This window comes from Anoxybacillus sp. PDR2, from assembly GCF_009834045.1.
GTDB classification, from domain to species: Bacteria; Bacillota; Bacilli; order Bacillales; family Anoxybacillaceae; genus Anoxybacteroides; species Anoxybacteroides rupiense.
This window is the reverse complement of record NZ_CP047158.1, coordinates 1,149,811-1,167,731: the sequence shown is the minus strand read 5'-3', so window position 1 is coordinate 1,167,731 and position 17,921 is coordinate 1,149,811. Positions and strand designations below refer to the sequence as shown.

Annotated in this window: 19 protein-coding genes, 1 pseudogene and 1 riboswitch; of the genes and pseudogenes, 6 read left to right on the top strand and 14 right to left on the bottom strand. The window is 42.1% G+C overall.

Annotated elements, in window-relative coordinates; translation table 11 throughout:
• Positions 1-95: 95 nt before the first annotated feature.
• Positions 96-341, bottom strand: coding sequence for a YueH family protein (locus GRQ40_RS05650; protein ID WP_159719554.1), 246 nt, complete (start codon positions 339-341; stop codon positions 96-98).
• A gap of 167 nt (positions 342-508) precedes the next feature.
• Between GRQ40_RS05650 and GRQ40_RS18290 the strand changes: the two genes are divergently transcribed.
• A complete protein-coding gene (locus GRQ40_RS18290; RefSeq protein WP_172798643.1) occupies positions 509-649 on the top strand; it encodes a hypothetical protein in 141 nt (46 codons plus the stop codon).
• Positions 650-693: 44 nt separating this feature from the next.
• Here the strand turns inward: GRQ40_RS18290 and GRQ40_RS05645 are convergent, their stop codons facing one another.
• Positions 694-1,197 (bottom strand): hypothetical protein, encoded by a 504-nt coding sequence (locus tag GRQ40_RS05645; protein ID WP_159719553.1) that lies wholly within the window; start codon positions 1,195-1,197, stop codon positions 694-696.
• Positions 1,198-1,363: 166 nt separating this feature from the next.
• On the opposite strand from GRQ40_RS05645, the gene GRQ40_RS05640 reads away from it, so the two are divergent.
• On the top strand, positions 1,364-1,558 hold the full coding sequence (locus tag GRQ40_RS05640) for a hypothetical protein (protein ID WP_044746695.1): 195 nt from the start codon (positions 1,364-1,366) through the stop codon (positions 1,556-1,558).
• A gap of 36 nt (positions 1,559-1,594) precedes the next feature.
• Here the strand turns inward: GRQ40_RS05640 and GRQ40_RS05635 are convergent, their stop codons facing one another.
• On the bottom strand, positions 1,595-2,071 hold the full coding sequence (locus tag GRQ40_RS05635) for a sigma-70 family RNA polymerase sigma factor (protein ID WP_080862856.1): 477 nt from the start codon (positions 2,069-2,071) through the stop codon (positions 1,595-1,597).
• Positions 2,072-2,686: 615 nt separating this feature from the next.
• On the opposite strand from GRQ40_RS05635, the gene GRQ40_RS05630 reads away from it, so the two are divergent.
• On the top strand, positions 2,687-3,274 hold the full coding sequence (locus tag GRQ40_RS05630) for a cell wall hydrolase (protein ID WP_080862855.1): 588 nt from the start codon (positions 2,687-2,689) through the stop codon (positions 3,272-3,274).
• A 103-nt stretch (positions 3,275-3,377) separates the two neighbouring features.
• Entirely contained in the window at positions 3,378-3,557 is a 180-nt protein-coding gene (locus tag GRQ40_RS05625; protein WP_044746698.1) for a YkvS family protein, read from the top strand.
• Positions 3,558-3,584: 27 nt separating this feature from the next.
• On the opposite strand, the gene GRQ40_RS05620 is transcribed toward GRQ40_RS05625, so the two are convergent.
• The 9 genes and pseudogenes from GRQ40_RS05620 to GRQ40_RS05580 form a co-directional block, all read right to left on the bottom strand.
• Entirely contained in the window at positions 3,585-4,244 is a 660-nt protein-coding gene (locus GRQ40_RS05620) for an oxidoreductase (protein WP_139788169.1), read from the bottom strand.
• A 377-nt stretch (positions 4,245-4,621) separates the two neighbouring features.
• A pseudogene (gene queF, locus GRQ40_RS05615) lies at positions 4,622-4,951 on the bottom strand (preQ(1) synthase); the annotation flags it as partial.
• 591 nt (positions 4,952-5,542) lie between these two features.
• Positions 5,543-5,719: a tunnelling fold family protein gene (locus GRQ40_RS05610; RefSeq protein WP_369815488.1), complete on the bottom strand. Its 177-nt coding sequence runs from the start codon at positions 5,717-5,719 to the stop codon at positions 5,543-5,545.
• A 22-nt stretch (positions 5,720-5,741) separates the two neighbouring features.
• Positions 5,742-6,473, bottom strand: coding sequence for a 7-carboxy-7-deazaguanine synthase QueE (gene queE, locus GRQ40_RS05605; protein ID WP_066146974.1), 732 nt, complete (start codon positions 6,471-6,473; stop codon positions 5,742-5,744).
• A complete protein-coding gene (queD, locus tag GRQ40_RS05600) occupies positions 6,473-6,910 on the bottom strand; it encodes a 6-carboxytetrahydropterin synthase QueD (protein ID WP_080862853.1) in 438 nt (145 codons plus the stop codon). The genes queE and queD overlap by 1 nt, the downstream gene beginning before the upstream one ends.
• Positions 6,907-7,572 carry a 7-cyano-7-deazaguanine synthase QueC gene (queC, locus tag GRQ40_RS05595; protein WP_066147694.1) on the bottom strand — a complete coding sequence of 222 codons (666 nt, stop codon included), beginning with the start codon at positions 7,570-7,572 and terminating at the stop codon, positions 6,907-6,909. The genes queD and queC overlap by 4 nt, the downstream gene beginning before the upstream one ends.
• 78 nt (positions 7,573-7,650) lie before the next feature.
• Positions 7,651-7,695, bottom strand: a riboswitch (PreQ1 riboswitch).
• 68 nt (positions 7,696-7,763) lie between these two features.
• Positions 7,764-8,873, bottom strand: coding sequence for a GerAB/ArcD/ProY family transporter (locus GRQ40_RS05590; RefSeq protein ID WP_159719552.1), 1,110 nt, complete (start codon positions 8,871-8,873; stop codon positions 7,764-7,766).
• A 23-nt stretch (positions 8,874-8,896) separates the two neighbouring features.
• Complete coding sequence (locus tag GRQ40_RS05585) at positions 8,897-9,976, bottom strand: Ger(x)C family spore germination protein (protein ID WP_159719551.1); 1,080 nt, start codon at positions 9,974-9,976, stop codon at positions 8,897-8,899.
• Positions 9,977-9,990: 14 nt separating this feature from the next.
• Positions 9,991-11,505, bottom strand: coding sequence for a spore germination protein (locus GRQ40_RS05580; protein ID WP_159719550.1), 1,515 nt, complete (start codon positions 11,503-11,505; stop codon positions 9,991-9,993).
• A gap of 152 nt (positions 11,506-11,657) precedes the next feature.
• Here GRQ40_RS05580 and GRQ40_RS05575 point away from each other — a divergent pair, with 152 nt between their 5' ends.
• A complete protein-coding gene (locus GRQ40_RS05575) occupies positions 11,658-13,274 on the top strand; it encodes a methyl-accepting chemotaxis protein (RefSeq protein ID WP_159719549.1) in 1,617 nt (538 codons plus the stop codon).
• A 154-nt stretch (positions 13,275-13,428) separates the two neighbouring features.
• Here GRQ40_RS05575 and GRQ40_RS05570 read toward each other — a convergent pair whose 3' ends face one another.
• Positions 13,429-14,457 (bottom strand): YkvI family membrane protein, encoded by a 1,029-nt coding sequence (locus tag GRQ40_RS05570; RefSeq protein WP_159719548.1) that lies wholly within the window; start codon positions 14,455-14,457, stop codon positions 13,429-13,431.
• A gap of 326 nt (positions 14,458-14,783) precedes the next feature.
• Positions 14,784-15,518, bottom strand: a complete 735-nt coding sequence (locus GRQ40_RS05565) for a FixH family protein (protein ID WP_159719547.1) — start codon at positions 15,516-15,518, stop codon at positions 14,784-14,786.
• Positions 15,519-15,720: 202 nt separating this feature from the next.
• On the opposite strand from GRQ40_RS05565, the gene GRQ40_RS05560 reads away from it, so the two are divergent.
• Complete coding sequence (locus GRQ40_RS05560) at positions 15,721-17,865, top strand: ATP-dependent Clp protease ATP-binding subunit (protein ID WP_066146960.1); 2,145 nt, start codon at positions 15,721-15,723, stop codon at positions 17,863-17,865.
• Positions 17,866-17,921: the final 56 nt, after the last annotated feature.

Genomic DNA, 17,921 nt, shown 5'->3' with positions numbered 1-17,921 from the left:
TTTGCATCGAACCCCTAACCTATAATCATAACGTAAAAGCGGCGAAGCTATGAAGCTCCACCGCCCTGTCTGGTTCTGCGGTACAACTGTATTATTTACATTTCACGGACCCAATATAAAAGCTTGTCCACTAATGGTTCTGCTTGTGCTCCCTCCACTTTCTTCGAAAGCGATGAAAGCAGTTTACTTCGCAACAATTCTGTTTCCTCTTCATAGCGAATCAAAAACGACCATTCCATATGAGGAATCGCAACAACAATGTGCTCTGCTTTTTTATTTTCATAAATGTAAACATTGGTCGTTTCCCGTTCATTTAGTATATTGGCCTTTCTTATTTTCACACTGCCACCTCTTCAACAGCTGTTGATGATATTTTTATTTTATCAAAATGTTTCCAAACGTTCAAATATAAAATTGCCGAACACGAAATATATAGAATTTTCAGAAATGGTTGACTAATACTATTAAAAATGTGAAAATAGAAAAAAGCAATAAGGAAGTGATCTGAATGGCAATTAGTAAAATTATCAAAAATGCACTTATGTCTTATATTACGGTGCTATTTATTCTCGCCTTGCTTCCTGCTTATTTAGTAACAAACGATATTAGCTTAATCAGTGGAATCATCGAATCCATGAACACACGATAAATAGTTAAAAGACCGCCACAATTGTGCAGCGGTCTTTTTTTGCTTTATCGATATGGATAGTATGGTGCTCCGCAGCAGCCTGAACTTGAAGGAAAGCCACCCATTGGTCCGGTCGTTCCCCCCATCGGATACGGCATTCCCATCATCGGCGCACTTTGCATGCCTGGCATTGGCTGCATATTAGGTATTGGCGCCGCATTCGGAGATACGACTGATCCCACTTCGACATGTCCAGGATTAACAAATGGATAAGATCCTCCCATCCATTGATCTGTTCCGCACCATGTCGGCATTGGTTGACAACCGCATGAAGGAATGTATGCATGTTCGACTGGCATCGGCATTTGGGATACAGGCATTACTTGTGTTGGAGGCATCGTTGGCAAAGCCGGCGCGTTATTGGTTGGCATCATCGGAAAAGCCGGCGCGTTATTGGTTGGCATCATCGGAAAAGCTGGCGCGTTATTATCATGACGAAATGCATCCTCGACATCATAATCATTATCATAAAAACCAGAATAATTCGCATATGGGTTCCAATTACTCATTTCTCTCTTCCTTCCTTTTATTCATTTAGTATGGGTACGTTCTATGATACATACCCATCATATTGTATGAATGAACAAGTAAAGGGTGTTTGCCTGAAAGGAAAATGGGTATTTACCCTACCAAAACCTCTCCAGCTGCGTTACAATATCCTTCGGAGGTGGAGGTATGGACGAAAAGCTTGCAGCAAAATTGCTGGATGATTTGCGAGATCGAAACATTTCCGAGCTGCTTGTCAAAAAAGAGGACTTTTTACTATTTCGCAAAATCCTTGTCAATCGCAGCGATTTTAAGCATTTCCGCGGCATTGCCCAGCATGGTGGAGACGTTATCTACCATTACCTAGAACATCCGCGTAGTTAATCGCCCTCCGGCTATGGATTACCGGAGGGCGACTGACTATTCCCATCGCTGCTTGCGCAATTTTTTAAGCGCCTCAACCCGCCACTGCTTAACCGTTCCAACTGTCACTCCTTCCTCTTCAGCAATTGCTTTTAATGATTTCCCTTCGATAATGTAACCAATCAGCCATTTTTTTTGCCGTTCTGTCAATGATTTGAGCGCCTGCTCCACTATTCCCTCCTTATAAATTGTTCGATCGTCAAACAGTATATGGATCAATCCATCCGTCAAGGCACATTCCCATTTTTTTCGATGGCACTGTCGACGCAAATGGGAAACCATGGCCCAATATACTTTTTTGTACACAAAGGATGAAAAGCTGCCCTTCTCCTTCTCAAATTGGCACGAAGCTTCCCATAACGCAATTAAGCCAATTTGATAATATTCATCCCATTCTTTTGTGACATGCAGTTTTTTTATCATACTAATAATCATTGGACGATATGTTTTTTCTAATTTTGCAAAGGACGACATCCTCTTCTACAAAACCCTTTCCCAAAAGCGCGCTTTCGTAAATTCCGCGGTACTATAACAATAAAAAGCTTCGTCCCTTTCGTCGAACCGATAAATTCGGAAAAAAGGAAACAAACCATATAGAAAATACCCGCATCAATGTAAGAAATCGAACATTTAGCTTGGCGTTGATCAGAAAATAAGGCATTTCTCCAAATTCATATGATGGCAGATGATGAACAGACGGTATTTGTCAAAACTCACAGACGGAAGGCAAGTCGGTAACTTGCCTCAGGCTAAAGCGTGACTGAGAACCGCACAACCGCCCCTTTTAGACAAACGAATTGATCGGTCGTCCGATCGTCATACCCGCCCACTAAAAAAGGAAAATGTTGATACATTCCATCCTCTTTATATCGCTACACGAGATTACACCACTAAATTGAAAAGGCGGAATGACGCACTCATTTCTATGCAGAGAGAACAGATCAACTGAACTTGACCGTGAAAATATTTCCAAAGTTGCTATTTCAGCTGTTATATCAACAAAAAACGGATGTTTCCAACATTTAGATAATGACCAGAATAAAAATCCTTGTTAGTCTAGTAGCGAGCGAACAACAAGGAGGTAATTTTATGAAAAAGCTTAAACATTTCACTTTAGCAGCTGCATGCTTTTCTGCATTGTTGTTTGCGAAAGATGCTCAGGCTCAAACCGTTTATACCGTTCAAACCGGGGATACTCTTTGGAAAATCTCAAAGCAACATAGTGTTTCACTTGTCCAGTTGAAAAATATAAATAAAAAACAAAACGACTGGCTGTTCCCAGGAGAAAGGCTGCTCATTCCTCCAACCATTTCAGCCAGCGACAAAGATTTATTAGCGCGCCTTGTCCATGCTGAAGCAAAAGGCGAACCATTCGCAGGAAAAGTAGCGGTAGCCACAGTCGTATTAAATCGAGTGGACCATCCTGATTTCCCGAATACCATTAAGGATGTCATTTATGAGCGCTCAGGCGGCTATTATGCATTTACTCCTGTACAAAACGGAACGATTCGTGAACCAGCAGATCGCGAATCCTACCTTGCCGTTGAAGAAGCCCTGGCTTTTCGCGGTTTAGGATCTGGATCCTTATTTTTCTATAATCCAAAAACGGCGAAAAGCAGTTGGCTACGCTCGAAACAAGTAACCGTTGTCATTGGCAATCACGTATTTGCCAAGTAAGATGGCCTAAGGCCATCTTTTTTCAAAATTAGGAACAAAGGGTCTTTACTTATAAAAGAAAATGAGGCAAACTATAACAAATACATGAAAAAGGAGAATGTATATGGTGCAAAAAGCAGAGATAGGCAATATTATCGAGTTTAAAAACGGCTTGCGCGGTATTGTCGAAAAGGTGAATGAAAACTCTGTCATCGTTGATTTAACATACATGGAAAACTATAAAGAATTAGACTTACAAGAACGGACGGTTGTAAACCATAAAAACTATAAAATCATCGAATAAAAAAGCCGGCCGCAGATGGCCGGTTTTTTACGAAATATGGGCGACTTGATCCGATTCATAAATATGCGTTCCTTTCGGGCAAGATCTTGCTGCCTGGAACATTGCCAAAGCCATTTTCTTGGCCTCAACGGGCTTGTATTTGCGCCATTTTCCAATAAACAGAAATGGCATGTGGCTTAAAAGCCACTCCGCTGCCTTTTCTGACAACCGAAATTCCTGACGATCGCCAAGCAGCAAAGACGGGCGAAAGATGTGCAATGATTGAATCGCGAGCCGTTGCAAAGCTTCTTCCGTTTCCCCTTTAACACGATTATAAAAAAACGGAGATTGCGGATCAGCGCCGACAGATGAAATAGTCAGAAAGCTCTTGACGTGGCATTTTTCCGCTAACGCCGCAGCCCGCAGCGTATATTCATAATCCACTTGAATAAAATTCTGCTTCGTTTTGGCTTTTTTCATCGTTGTTCCGAGACAACTAAACACATCATCCACACAAAAATAGCGTTCGTACTTCTCCAAGCTTTTAAAATCAATGACCACTTGTTCCAGCTTGTGATGCTCAATCGGTAATTCTCGACGCACTAGAATCGTCACATGCTGATAATCATCGGATTGGAGAAGCAGCATTAAAAGCTCGCTTCCGATTAACCCGCTCGCTCCGATTAATAGAGCCGTCCTGTCTCCCAAGACTAAACCCCCCAAATAAAAAAATCAATTGTCATTATATATAAGTTTCCGAAAAAAAACTACTACTTTTTTTAAAACCAACCTATAATTTGGTCTATAGCGATTGGAATGGAACAATCGACATAATGAAAAGCAAAAACGGTTTAAGTTGGGCAATGAATATTCGGGCGCCACGATCGCCAGCTATCCAAACGAGGATCAGGCCCATATTTGACATGTTGATTATCCAATGAAAACGAATGAACAGGACTGGGGCTCTCTCGTTTCTAGCATAGTTGACAAGCAAATAGTATGGCAAATGGATGCTGGCAGTACGCTCTTAGGCATTTCGCTGCGCAAAATAAAGCCTCCTCGTTTGGAGGCGAGGAGGCTTTAGCTTAGCGATTGTCTATTTTCTCTGGATACAAATCATGATTCATTAAGCGATACTCGGCCATTTTTTCATATTTTGTTCCGGGACGTCCCCAATTGCAGTACGGATCAATCGAAATGCCGCCGCGCGGCGTAAACTTTCCCCATACTTCAATATAACGTGGATCCATAGCTTCGATTAAATCATTCATAATAATGTTCACACAATCCTCATGGAAATCCCCATGGTTGCGAAAACTAAATAAATAAAGCTTCAACGACTTACTTTCCACACATTTTTTATCAGGGATATAACTAATGTAGATAGTGGCGAAGTCTGGTTGCCCAGTTTTCGGCAACTACTTAAAAAAGTAGGTGGACTATATCTTATTCTTATCCGACTGCGATATCCGATAAGAACCCTTGCGCTTCCACCGTGATCGTCAAACTCACGATGTACTCTACTCTCTTCCTTCATCACTACTCTTCAGTCGCTTCATGATGAAGTGATTTCGATAGTCTCTGCACCTTCCCTAAAAAGAATATGGTTTAACCCGTGGTGCTTGTTGAGCATAGCGCACAACTAACTATCTGGCTGCTTCAGCATTGTCACCGTTGTGGATAGGTGATGCGTCAGTCACGCTTTGGCGTGACTGGGGCAAGTCACTAGCTTGCTTTCCTGCATGTCCATTTGCTTATCATTGATACAGCACAGGGACAACCAATCAATCGATGGGATCTGAAACCACGAGTAAGCATGGTTTGCTTTTTAGGGCTTGGCTCAGGATTGGAGAAACAGGGAGAAACTTCACATACAAGTGACGTTTTTTCATCAACTATAAAAGTCTTTTATCGGCTGATGATATTGCCTGCAAAATCGTTTTCCCCTATTCTCTTCCCCTGAATTCACAAGGTTTAATCGACAGTGTCACCACTGAAGTGTGCCCTCATTGACACAAGCTTGTAAATTCTGGGCAATTAAACTTCACAAAATAGTCGCGGTCTGGATGTTTGTTATCAAATACTTCTAATATTTCTGGACTATATTCAAATAAATATTTGGTTCCTTGATTGCCAAGGAGAGTGACACCTTGTAATTCTTCTTCTTTTCTTCCTGACATCATTCATGCTCCTTTCGTTTGTTCATTAAACTCCTCGCTTATTGCCCCAAAGAAGCGTATGCAGCTGCGGCAGCACGCGGACATCGTTCATTTCTGGATCATAAGCAACTCTTTCTACTAGCCATCGCAGCTGATTGAGCAATTTTGTGCGCAGCATCGCCTCGTCCATTCCTGCTACATCGTCGTTGCCCACTTGCAAATAAAAAGGAATGTAGCGATAACGCTGGTGCACATGTTTCGCATAAGCAAAATCCCGTTCATCAAAAACGACGACTTTTAAACTCATATGAACGGTACGCCCGTTGGCCGTTAGCTTATCCATTATTTCATCCAATATCGCAAAATTGGTTTCCATTCCTGAGCTTGGCGGTTTTGGCGATATCGTTAAATCATCGATTTCATAAAACCAATCTTGCCAACGGCTTCCTTGTGTTTCCAATGCTACACGGATCCCTTTTGCTTTTAATAGCCGAACGAGCCCGCCAAGCGATTTAAGTAAAGCGGGATTCCCTCCAGAAATCGTCACATGGCTAAAACAGTCACGCCCTATTTCTGCAAGCCTCTGCCAAATTTCTTCAGCTGTCATTTGTTGAATTTCTTCCTTTGCTGTTCCGTCCCATGTAAAAGCGGAATCACACCAGCGGCATGAATAATCGCAGCCAGCGGTTCGGACAAACATTGTCTTTTGGCCAATGACCATTCCTTCTCCTTGAATCGTTGGCCCAAAAATTTCAAGTACGGGAATCGTCTTTCCCACTATCGGTCACCCGCTTTCGGGCGGTACACAACATAGCTTGTCGGAGTCTCACGCACAAATACTTGCAAACATTTTGGCTTGTGAGGCAATGCATCCAAATAATCTTGTACCACTTCGTATATTTTTCGTGCGACAATTTCTGTCGTTGGGAAATGTTCACTATTTTTAGAATCGAACCAATCTTGATGATCATTTAAAAGCGTATGATCGAGCTTACCGTGAACAAGCTGTTTCAATTTTTGAAAATTCACTAAAAAGCCCGTCTCATCAAGTGCATCCCCAGCTACCGTAATGTTCACGACGTACGTGTGACCATGAATATGGGCACATTTTCCCGCCAGCTGATGCGGAATAAAATGAGCAGCAGCGATATGCATATCCTTATTAAGTTCATAACAATAATCATGAAATACTTGTGGATAAAGCTGATGCATCATCGCTGCTCCACCCCGGCTTTTGCTTGCAAATATTGCTCCAATCCTCGCCTGCGCAGCACACAAGCTGGACATTCTCCGCATCCATCAGCCATGATCCCGTTATAGCATGTGAGTGTTTTGGTTTGTACGAATTCCAACGCTCCTAATTCATCAGCAAGCTGCCATGTTTCTGCTTTATTAAGCCACATAAGCGGCGTATGAATAACAAATTGGTAATCCATCGCCAAATTTAATGTCACGTTAAGTGATTTGATAAAAACATCTCGGCAATCTGGATATCCGCTAAAATCCGTTTCACACACACCCGTTACTAAGTGACGCGCGCCTTTTTGTTTGGCGAGCACGGCCGCGAACGACAAAAATAATAAATTCCGGCCATCAACAAAAGTAGAGGGAAGCTCTCCTTCTTGATGTTCAATCGCCATATCGCTTCGCGTCAGCGCGTTCGGCGCCAATTGGTTCAACAAAGACATATTAAGCACCGTATGCTGGATACCAAGATCCCGTGCAATGTCAGAAGCGACTTCAATTTCCAGGCGATGCCGCTGATGATAATCAAAGGTAACCGCCTCTACTTCAGCAAACTGCCGTAAGGCCCAAAACAGGCAAGTTGTACTGTCTTGCCCCCCGCTAAATACAACGACAGCTTTTTCCTTCTTCATTTCGTTTCGCTCTCCTTTCTTTATTTCAAGAAGAAAGAGCATTCTAAAACAAAAAAGCCATACCCCCTAAGGATATAGCCTTCCCTAGTTTTTTATAGAGGGTTGTTCTAGAACCTCTCCCGCACCGATACGACATTCGGGCGGATTTCTTCTATCCATCATTTTTTCCTTTCATACTATACCACATTTCTTTATTTTTCACTAGCTTTAGATTTAAACAACTTGGCTATTGACACATAGATCCATAAAAATGGAATATAGGCCATCAACACATAAAAACCAACGGTTGAGACTAAATTGCTAAATTGATCGATCTGAGCCCGCTTAGTGAAAAAAAACGAGGAAATAAATAGCAAAAGTAAAATAATCGGCAATGAGATGCGTTGCTTTAACGAAATAATTTGTTTTAATCCGCGTGTGACCGACCAAACAGCTAAGCAAATAATCGGAAAAATAACCATGACATAAGTTGAAATGACAATATACTCCATCCGTTCAATAAATGGAATTTCCGGGATTTTTGCTAGTGTCAATGTTGGCCATATAATATGCCGAATTTGCTCTTCATTATAAAAAACGATAGCAATACAAACCACTATTAAATAAAGAAAGGTGGTGAATGCGTTGCCCCATTGCGCCCATTTATGTGATTGAGGAGCATTTTTTACAAACGAATAATACATCAGGATCATTTCAAAGCCGAGATAATCAAGCGTCGACGCTTTGGCCCCCTTGATCACCTCAAGCACAGAATGGTCAAAGATCGGCAAAAAATTGCGATAATGAGCATATTCAAGCGGAAATACTAGCATAGGAACAATGATAAGAAGAGGGATCATAACTCCCCAAAAGCATAAGCCGACTACAACTCTGAATCCACCGGAAACCGTATAATACGTTAGCACTAAAATGATGAGACAGAACTGCCATGCTCCCATCAACGGAAATACCCACACCTGAATAATTTCCGTATAGATCCGCATCACAATTAAAGCGAACGAAAAAAAGTAAACGAGCAGGACTACATTTACCATATTTCCGATCCATTTGCCAAAGTATTGTACATTCACTTGAATGACATCTTTATTCTCCCCGGCCGATTTAAAAATTTTATAAATCATCCATATCAAAATATGAATGATCGTTCCAGCGATGATGACGCTCATCCATCCGTCATGTCCCGTCTCTTCATTGAGAAGATTGGGAAGGCTCAAAATTCCTACTCCTATTTGCGAGCAATGAATCGTAAAAAATACAAAAAACGGAGAAATATGAAAGCGTTCATGCTCTGTCTGCTGCATGACACTCCCCCTTTCCAATGCAATCACTCACCAATGCCTGTTTGAACAATGTCAACTTTTACATGCGGGCGAATTTGCAAGTGTCGATATTGCTTATAAAAGGCTTCTTCATCCCAATGTCTCGTCTTGCTCCGCACAAAATCACCAATTCCGAGCGGATCGACACCTTTCTTTTGGAAAAATGAAAGCAAATTCGTAATATCTTGGTTAAGCTTCTTTTCCATCTGCTCGCTCACCTTCTGGAAGGAACGCTGTCCAGAAAGGTCAAGCCACATTGGATAATCGCGAATAGAGGCACGAATGCGAAGATGAATATCGATCACTGGAGAGCTGCCTTTTTTCAGTGAATAATGACTATGGGCAAACAAATTTTCTAATAAAACTCGCCCCTTTTTTTCATTTTGTGAAATTGGCAGCTGATAAACACCGTTTTTGGTTTCATCCAATAACAGCTTAACAAGAAACGATTTCCGTAAATCAATTCTCCCAACATAATGGCCATATTTGAATAAAGCCAGCCCCTCCAGCTTTACGGTATCTCCCTTTTTTTCTAAATAGGGCAAAAATGGATCGCGTCCTTTGCCGAAGTAATTGTATAAAAAAATGTGCAAATTCGTCTTCGGCAAATTCATTTCACGAATATTTTGTTCAATGAGATTGGATAAATAGAGCGTATCGCTCAATGTCGTTTCAGCGGTGATGCGCAGCAGTTCTTCCGCATCGCCTTTGGAGACCGCCAGCTGCAAATGACTCCCCACCTTGTTGTTCCTTGCTAAGCTATGAACGATTTCGGCAATGCCTTGCTTAGCAAACTGTTGTCCAAAAAGCACAAGCCGTATTTGCCCTTCTTCAATCGGCAAGGCTGATTTCGACGAAAGCCGCGGAATTAAATCATACGTCGTCGATGATTCCGTCGTTAAAATGTCCGGCTTCGTCATCGGTCCTTGCTTAAATGTCGGATAGATGGCTGTCCCTGTGTATTTGCCATTTTTCACATCATACCCCATCGCATGAATAATTTGAATTTGGTCAACGATGCGGGAGCTTTTACATCCAGAAAGCACTAAGAGAGCGACCAACATGAAATAGAGAGCTCGTTTCATCAGCATCTCCTCTTCTACTCATCAATATCTTTTTTCTTCTTCGCTTTTTTTGGATCATATCTCCATAATGTCAAAGGCCGTAAATAACTTGGACGTTTTACGGTCAAATGATAAGGAGAACGAATAAAGCTGTCTGCAAAATCTTTAACCCGAAACGGATATAGAGGAACGAGATAAGGACTTCCGAACGACTGTAGCTTGCCTAAATGAATCAGAAGCAAACAGGCGGCGAAAACAATGCCGATTCCTCCCCAGCAGGCAGCAAATAAAATAATCGGAAACCGAATAAACCGAATCGTATTCGACATTTTATAAATTGGCGTCGTGAACGAAGCAAGGGCGCCTAATGCGACGATAATCAGCAAAATATTACTTGTAAGCGCCGCTTCCACGGACGCCTGCCCAATGACAATACCGCCGACAATCCCCAGGGTCTGGGCTACTTTTGTAGGCAGGCGCGCCCCAGCTTCACGCAAAAGCTCAATCGTAATTTCCAGAAACAACACTTCTAATATCGGCGGAAAAGGAACGTTGGAACGAGAAAAAATAATCGGACCCAGTAGATCCTTCGGAAGCATTTCATAATGATAGGTTAAAACCGCCACATAAATGGGGGATGCCAAAATAGAAAACATGACTCCGATCATTCGAATCAAGCGAAAAAATGAACCAAGAAGCCACGGCAAATAATAATCTTCCGGAGAGGTAAAAAAATCAAATAACGTCGAAGGCCCTGTGATGACATATGGAGAGCCATCGGAAAAAATCGCAACCCTTCCTTCAATTAACGCATATACGATTTTGTCCACCCGTTCACTTGATACAAATGAAGGAAAAGGAGATGAAGAATTGTCTGATAATACTTGTTCAAATAGCGATGTGTCAAACATAATATCAAACTCGATTTCACTTACTCTCTGCACGACAGTCTGTAATGTTTGTTCATTAACAATTCCATCAATATAAGCAATAACGACTTTCGTTTGTGACATCGAACCGATCGTTAATTCCCGAAAGACAAGATGAGGAGTCACAATTTGGCGGCGCAATAAATGTAAATTAGTTCCAATATTCTCGACAAATCCTACTTTTGGACCGACCACGCTAAACTCATTTTCCGAATCATTATTTGGCCGTAATCCTAGATTTTCGCTGGCCAAATTAACAAGGGCGCAGTGGTCCGCGACTCCTTTCAGCTGAATCATCGCAAATCCCTTTAGCAGCTTTGCTTCAATCATCTCAACATCTGCCGTCACCTCGATTCGCTGTACAGGGATAATTTGCTGCAAGTCTTCGAGAGCAAGAGAAGCATAAGACGATAAATCCCGCTGCAACCGGCAAATCACCTGCTGTTGCAAGAGCTTTGGATCAATCAATGAATCAAAATAAGAAATGCAAAAATGATATCCGTTTGTCTGGAATTCAACCGTAGCAAAGTCGCTCGATTGCTTAAAAATTTGCAATAATTGCGGCAGCGTTTTTACTTGTTGCTGCTTACCGTTTTTAAACATAAATGAAAAAATAGACATGGTCATCCCCTCAAGCCTTCATTAATCAAACAAGCATTTATTTGCTAGTCTCCCTTGATTTTGTTGTTTTATGCATAGACATCCTTTTTCCTAGGTTGATAAATCTAAATTTTCAGTATATATTGAAAGAAATAAGAACGGAGGGGGACATAATGAATCGACTATTCAAAAAGAAAGAGGCACAAGATGCACTGAAAAAAGTTGTTCAAGTGTCTGAACAAATTCGGCAAAAAATAGACAAAACCAAGCCTCTTGAACAGCAAATGGATCGCATTCGCTCATTTCTTGATGAACAGCTGCAGCATGATGAATATTTTGTTATCGTTGATGAAAGAGGCTATGCCATTGTCCACACGAATCGGCTGCGCGAAGGCCGAACGTTTTCTGATGAAGTTGGTCAAAAAGCTGCTCAAACAACCGAACCGCTTCTGCAAGCGTACAAGCGTGATACCGGTGAGCTGCTCATCGATGCAAGTTGCCCTCTATACATAGACAGCACAGGCAAGCGATTAAATTTGCGAATGGGCAGATTATCTTATCAGCCTACTTTGCAAATTCAATTAGCATGTCTATCGGCCATTCCGGCCACCATCAGCTTTTTTATCGCTCAACTGCTCTCTTTATCGCCATTATTCATTTGTAGCTTAACGATCGTAATCAGCCTTATTCTCCATACCTTCCTTTATCGAGCGATCATCAAAGAATGCCGCCACTGGTACTATGTCACTCGCACCGTTTCGTCAGGAAATCTTGACGCGCAAGTACAGACAGTTCAAAAACGAACGATATTTCATCAAATTGGGTATGAGCTTAACAAAATGATTCTAGGTATGCGCACGATTTTAGCAGAATTAGCCAAAGCTACCCAAACCGTAAGCAAAGTAGGCGAGCAGCAAACAAATGAAACGAGACGCCTTTCAGAGTCGTTTGACGAAATTGCCGCTGCGATGGAAACATTCCGCGAAGGGGCAAAGCAGCAAACCGCATCAGTAGAACATGCCAATCAATTTGTCACTAAAATGCTTGAAGAAGTATGGGATATGCAAAAAGAGTTTGAAAGCGTTGTTAACCATGCGAGAGAAGTAACGGAATCGATGCTCCAAGGAAGCCGCTTGCTTGAATTGACAAAAGAGCAAATGGATGGGATGCAGCATGATATGCAAGAGACGGCTTCGCTCATCTACTCCGCTTCTCAAGAAGCCAATCAAGCCGTGGGAATTGTTTCGGCCATTACAGCGATTGCCAAGCAAACAAATTTGCTTGCGCTAAATGCTTCGATTGAAGCATCAAGAGCTGGAGAAGCTGGAAAAGGATTTGCCATTGTCGCTCAAGAAGTCAGAAAGCTGGCGGAAAACACTAACACCTTTTCCGCACAAATTTTATCTTCGTTGCAAGAAATGAGGCATTTGCTGGATCGTGCAGTGGAAGCGGTTCAGCAAAACGGGCAAACCGCTGCCACCACTATGCATTCCTTTTTAAAAACAAATGAAGCGATGAAATCATTTTTGCAAGTTTTTTCACAAATGAATGACCTGCTGCTGCGTAGCCGAAATCATGTGGAGCAGATTACGAACCATGGTGATGAATTAAAACAAACGATCGAAGAAGTGCATAGCATTGCTAAAGATTTTACCAATATGGTTCATGAAACAACTTCAGGATTGGAACAGCAAACCATTGCCATTCATGAACTGGCCAAGGATGCCGCTGTTTTATCCACCTCTGTTCAACAGCTGCAACAAATCGTCACCCGCTTCCAGCATTCCTAGTTTATACTAACCGTTTGTCGAACGCTTCACGGCTAAAAACGCCCATTATCTGAGCTGAGCGAATCGCACAAATGCCCTATCTTTTTTAAAACCAAAAGGCTTGGCTGCACCGCCAAGCCTTTCATTTTTTTGAAAAGCAGATTTTTGCCGCATCCTATTTTGACGTCTGAGGAATTTTGCGAAACAAAAGCAAAACAAGAAACAAAAGACTGATATATCCAAACAAAGGATATAAGAATGAGAGCAAAGATCCGTAGCGAAATGAACTGATCGTATACAAAATCAAAAACAAAATCGCCAAAAACAACGTCGAGGAGAATGCCTGAAACTGTCGCTGCAGCCCAAATACTCCACCAATGATGGACGTAAAAATCTCGCCATAAATAATGAATAAATACAACCAATAAAAATACGTAAAAAACGTGCGAACAATTTCAGCCATAGGAATTTCATAACGCAATACATGCGGAAAAGACAGCAAAACAAAGTGGCTGCTCAATAAAATGCTCGTTAGCAATATCCCGCCAAGCAACGCTCCCCACTTGACCACTCGATCGTCCTCTGCTTCAGAGGCGAGCGGAACAAGAACCGGCTGCGCCATCGCTAAATTAAAGGCCGCATAGGAAAGAGGCGAGAAAAAAGCACTCCAAGAGGAAGGAGAGGAGCTAGAAGGACCGCACCATTCTCCCCCAAGCAGTAATTTCCCTAAAAGCACAAAGCTAAATAGGATCATCATCGGAACAACGAACACATTCACGGCAAATAAGCCTTTTGCATCATAAAGCATCACGGCAAACACAAGAACGATCGTCGCCAGCATCCCTAGAGGCTTCGGCAATCCGAGCTGCTCCTCAAATAACGCTCCTGCTCCTGATAGCATCACAGAAGTCACGCCAACAATCATGATCGTCATAATGAACGTAACGAATGTGCTGGCCGTTTTGCCAAACAAATAATCATTCAATTGCTTGTACGAGGAAGCCCGGAGCGCTCTCGCCATCATCATCATCCGCATTCCTAGCCATGCAAACAGCCAACCGCTAATCAAAACTCCCATCGTTCCAATTTTTCCGTATTGTGTAAAAAAAGCAATAATCTCTTTTCCTGTCGCAAATCCCGCTCCAACGACAGTTCCTACGTATACAGCAGCAATCTGCCAAGCTGCCAGCCATCTTTTAATCATTTTCTTCCCCCTGTCTCTCTTTTCCCTAAAGCTTATCGTGGCAATCCATTATTTATTGAAAATACAAGCTCACGAGGCTGAGCACCGAGCTTTTCTCCCCTCTCCTCAATCAAAGCTTCGAGCCCAGCAATCCAGCCGTTAGCCATCGCCCTAAACGCTATCTCCATTTCGATTGCAGGCTGCTTATAAGCAATGGCAGAACAGTGTGGAATGAGCCGTGGATTTGGTTTGATCAGTTCGCTAATATGTTTGGTTATATATATGAAAAAAAGGACAAAGAAAGACGAAAAGAAAATAGAAAAAAGGAAGCCTTTGGGGCTTCCTTTCTATTGAACCATCACTTGCTTTACTTGATGTTCATGCAATTCGTTCGTTTCGACATGCACTTTAACTGAAAACGTTCCCTTTTCTTTAAATACCGTTTTTGCCTGGTACTTTCCACTGCCTTGTTCATTCGCATCGATAAACTCATGCTTCATCTGGTCCTTCCAGATTTCAAAACGAACTTTTGCCGCCGTAAGTGGCTGGCCATTATACGCAATATCGGCTACAATTGGTTCCTCCTTGTTGACTGTAAACATCTGTGGATGCAACGTTACAGCCACACCAGCAGCATCGTCATGGTGCGAATGGTCAGAACCGCTTTCTTCATGCTTCGATGCGGAACCAGCATTGTCACCTACAATCACATCTGTTTTGGGCATATTATGCATATTGCGAGCTGTAACATGGGCTACAACGGAATATGTCCCTGCCTCGGTAAATGTTTTTTCAATAGCGTATTTTCCATTTCCTTTGCTCTTGGCTGAAATCATTTCATGCTGGTCGTTTCCCTGCTTCCAAATTTCGAACTTCACCTCATCCGCGTCGTTCACTTTTTCCTTTCCATATGTAACAATACAAGCGATTTCTGTTTTTTTCTGAAGCTCAATTGGCGACTTCACATCTATTTTTACATCTAAAATGGCAGGTTCATCAGCCGATTGATCTTTCGTTTGGCCACATGCCGAGATCAATAACACCACCATCATGGCAAGCATCAAGCGAATATAAACTTTCATCTTCACGTTCCCCCTCTTTCTTCTCTCATTGTCCACTATATCACACCTCTTTCTAGCTACAAATCATTGTTCACATTTTTTTCAAAAACATTTCACCAATCGCACAAAAAATTTATAAAAACCTCTTGAAAGTCAAAAAAGGTCAAATTATAATAAAGTTAAAGTCAAATATAGTCAAAGTCAAAAAAGGAGGTTATGCCTCATGCTTTGCCAATTATGTCAGCAACATAAAGCAACCGTATTCGTTCAGATGCAAATTAATCATGAAAAAAAGCAGTTGCAGCTTTGTCATGAGTGCTATACAAAACAAAAACAAGAATTGACCATTCCAATGAATTTTGAATTCGGAACATTTCCGTCCATTCCGCTAGATTCGTTCTTTTCAGGAAATCTGGCGGCCGATTCAGCATTCTCTTCTTCGGCAAATCCAATACCAATGACGCCATCGCACAGAGGCGGCGGCTTTTTAGATCAATTTGGTCGCAATTTAACCCAGTTAGCAAAGGCCGGATTGATCGATCCAGTCATTGGCCGCGACCAAGAAATTGAACGAGTCATTGAAATTTTGAACCGGCGCAATAAAAACAATCCTGTGCTGATTGGAGAGCCGGGTGTCGGAAAAACAGCGATCGTCGAAGGATTAGCCTTAAAAATTGCGGAAGGACGCGTTCCAGAAAAACTGTTAAACAAAGAAGTATATTTGCTTGATGTCGCTTCTCTCGTAGCCAATACTGGCATTCGCGGGCAATTTGAGGAGCGAATGAAGCAGCTCATTGCCGAGTTGCAACGGCGAAAAAATATTATTCTTTTTATCGATGAGATTCATTTGCTAGTCGGAGCCGGCTCTGCTGAAGGCTCCATGGATGCAGGCAATATTCTGAAGCCGGCTCTTGCCCGCGGCGAACTTCAAGTTGTTGGAGCAACGACATTAAAAGAATATCGACAAATTGAAAAAGATGCTGCTCTTGAACGTCGCTTCCAGCCTGTTATTGTTCATGAGCCAACAGTGGACGAAGCCATCCATATTTTAAAAGGAATCCAAGAAAAATATGAACAATTCCATCGCGTAAAATATACGGATGAAGCGATTCAAGCGTGTGCAGCTTTATCGCACCGCTACATTCAAGACCGCTTTTTGCCGGATAAAGCCATTGATTTATTAGATGAGGCTGGCTCAAAAGCCAATTTACGCATTGCTGCAACAGATGAAAAAAATATTCAACAACGATTGGCCTTTTTAGCGAAGGAAAAAGAAAAAGCAGCGGCGGAAGAAAATTATGAACGCGCCGCTCAATTGCGGGCTGAAGAGCTCCGATTAGAAAAACAGCTGCAAAACCAGCAAGCTGATGAAACACCGATTGTTGATGTTGCTGATATTCAGCAATTAATCGAAGAAAAAACGGGCATCCCTGTCGGCAAGCTCCAAGCTGATGAAAAAACAAAAATGAAGCAGTTGGAAGAAAACTTAGCGAAAAAGATCATTGGACAAGAAGAAGCGGTGAAAAAAGTGGCTAAAGCGATCCGCCGCAGCCGGGCTGGACTAAAAGCGAAAAACCGGCCAATTGGCTCCTTCCTCTTCGTCGGCCCAACAGGAGTCGGTAAAACAGAGCTGACAAAGACGCTGGCAGAGGAGCTATTTGGTTCAAAAGACGCCATGATTCGTTTAGATATGAGCGAATATATGGAAAAGCATTCTGTATCGAAATTAATCGGTTCACCTCCTGGCTACGTTGGACACGAAGAAGCGGGACAGCTAACAGAAAAGGTGCGCCGCAATCCTTATAGCATGATCTTGCTTGATGAAATTGAAAAAGCCCATCCTGATGTGCAACACATCTTTTTGCAAATCTTAGAGGACGGGCGTTTAACAGATAGCCAAGGCCGCACAGTTAGCTTCAAGGATACCGTTATTATTATGACAAGCAACGCCGGTGTTACCGATAAAAAAATTACAGTCGGCTTTGAAAAAGAAAATCGCGTTGGCCAAACAAGCATTCTCGACTCTCTAAGCGCGTACTTCAAACCGGAGTTTTTAAATCGCTTGGATGCCATTATTGAATTTAAAGCGCTGCAAAAAGAGCACATGCTACAAATTGTTGAGTTAATGCTTGCTGAGCTGCAAACAACCTTAAAAGATGAGGGCATTCAGCTTGAAGTATCGCAGGAAGCGAAGGAAAAGCTTGCTGAAATCGGCTACCATCCTTCATTCGGAGCTCGTCCGTTACGCCGGGCCATTCAAGAGCATATCGAAGATCAAGTGGCTGACTTACTTCTTGATCAGGATGAAGTGAAAAAAATTCAAATTACAGTTGAAAACGAGCGCATCGTCGCCCGATCAATAAATTAAAGAAGAGGCTGGCTCAAAAGATCACAAATATGATCTTTTACGAGACAGCCTCTTTC

What these genes read in the sequence shown, in the direction of transcription:
- GRQ40_RS05610 (WP_369815488.1), bottom strand. Translation starts at nt 5,719, where the DNA reads ATGATGTCAGGAAGAAAAGAAGAAGAATTACAAGGTGTCACTCTCCTT.
- GRQ40_RS05585 (WP_159719551.1), bottom strand. Translation starts at nt 9,976, where the DNA reads ATGAAACGAGCTCTCTATTTCATGTTGGTCGCTCTCTTAGTGCTTTCT.
- GRQ40_RS05645 (WP_159719553.1), bottom strand. Translation starts at nt 1,197, where the DNA reads ATGAGTAATTGGAACCCATATGCGAATTATTCTGGTTTTTATGATAAT.
- GRQ40_RS05625 (WP_044746698.1), top strand. Translation starts at nt 3,378, where the DNA reads ATGGTGCAAAAAGCAGAGATAGGCAATATTATCGAGTTTAAAAACGGC.
- GRQ40_RS05565 (WP_159719547.1), bottom strand. Translation starts at nt 15,518, where the DNA reads ATGAAAGTTTATATTCGCTTGATGCTTGCCATGATGGTGGTGTTATTG.
- GRQ40_RS05570 (WP_159719548.1), bottom strand. Translation starts at nt 14,457, where the DNA reads ATGATTAAAAGATGGCTGGCAGCTTGGCAGATTGCTGCTGTATACGTA.
- GRQ40_RS05580 (WP_159719550.1), bottom strand. Translation starts at nt 11,505, where the DNA reads ATGTCTATTTTTTCATTTATGTTTAAAAACGGTAAGCAGCAACAAGTA.
- queD (WP_080862853.1), bottom strand. Translation starts at nt 6,910, where the DNA reads ATGATGCATCAGCTTTATCCACAAGTATTTCATGATTATTGTTATGAA.
- queC (WP_066147694.1), bottom strand. Translation starts at nt 7,572, where the DNA reads ATGAAGAAGGAAAAAGCTGTCGTTGTATTTAGCGGGGGGCAAGACAGT.
- GRQ40_RS05590 (WP_159719552.1), bottom strand. Translation starts at nt 8,873, where the DNA reads ATGCAGCAGACAGAGCATGAACGCTTTCATATTTCTCCGTTTTTTGTA.
- GRQ40_RS05575 (WP_159719549.1), top strand. Translation starts at nt 11,658, where the DNA reads ATGAATCGACTATTCAAAAAGAAAGAGGCACAAGATGCACTGAAAAAA.
- GRQ40_RS05630 (WP_080862855.1), top strand. Translation starts at nt 2,687, where the DNA reads ATGAAAAAGCTTAAACATTTCACTTTAGCAGCTGCATGCTTTTCTGCA.
- GRQ40_RS05635 (WP_080862856.1), bottom strand. Translation starts at nt 2,071, where the DNA reads ATGTCGTCCTTTGCAAAATTAGAAAAAACATATCGTCCAATGATTATT.
- GRQ40_RS05640 (WP_044746695.1), top strand. Translation starts at nt 1,364, where the DNA reads ATGGACGAAAAGCTTGCAGCAAAATTGCTGGATGATTTGCGAGATCGA.
- GRQ40_RS18290 (WP_172798643.1), top strand. Translation starts at nt 509, where the DNA reads ATGGCAATTAGTAAAATTATCAAAAATGCACTTATGTCTTATATTACG.
- GRQ40_RS05560 (WP_066146960.1), top strand. Translation starts at nt 15,721, where the DNA reads ATGCTTTGCCAATTATGTCAGCAACATAAAGCAACCGTATTCGTTCAG.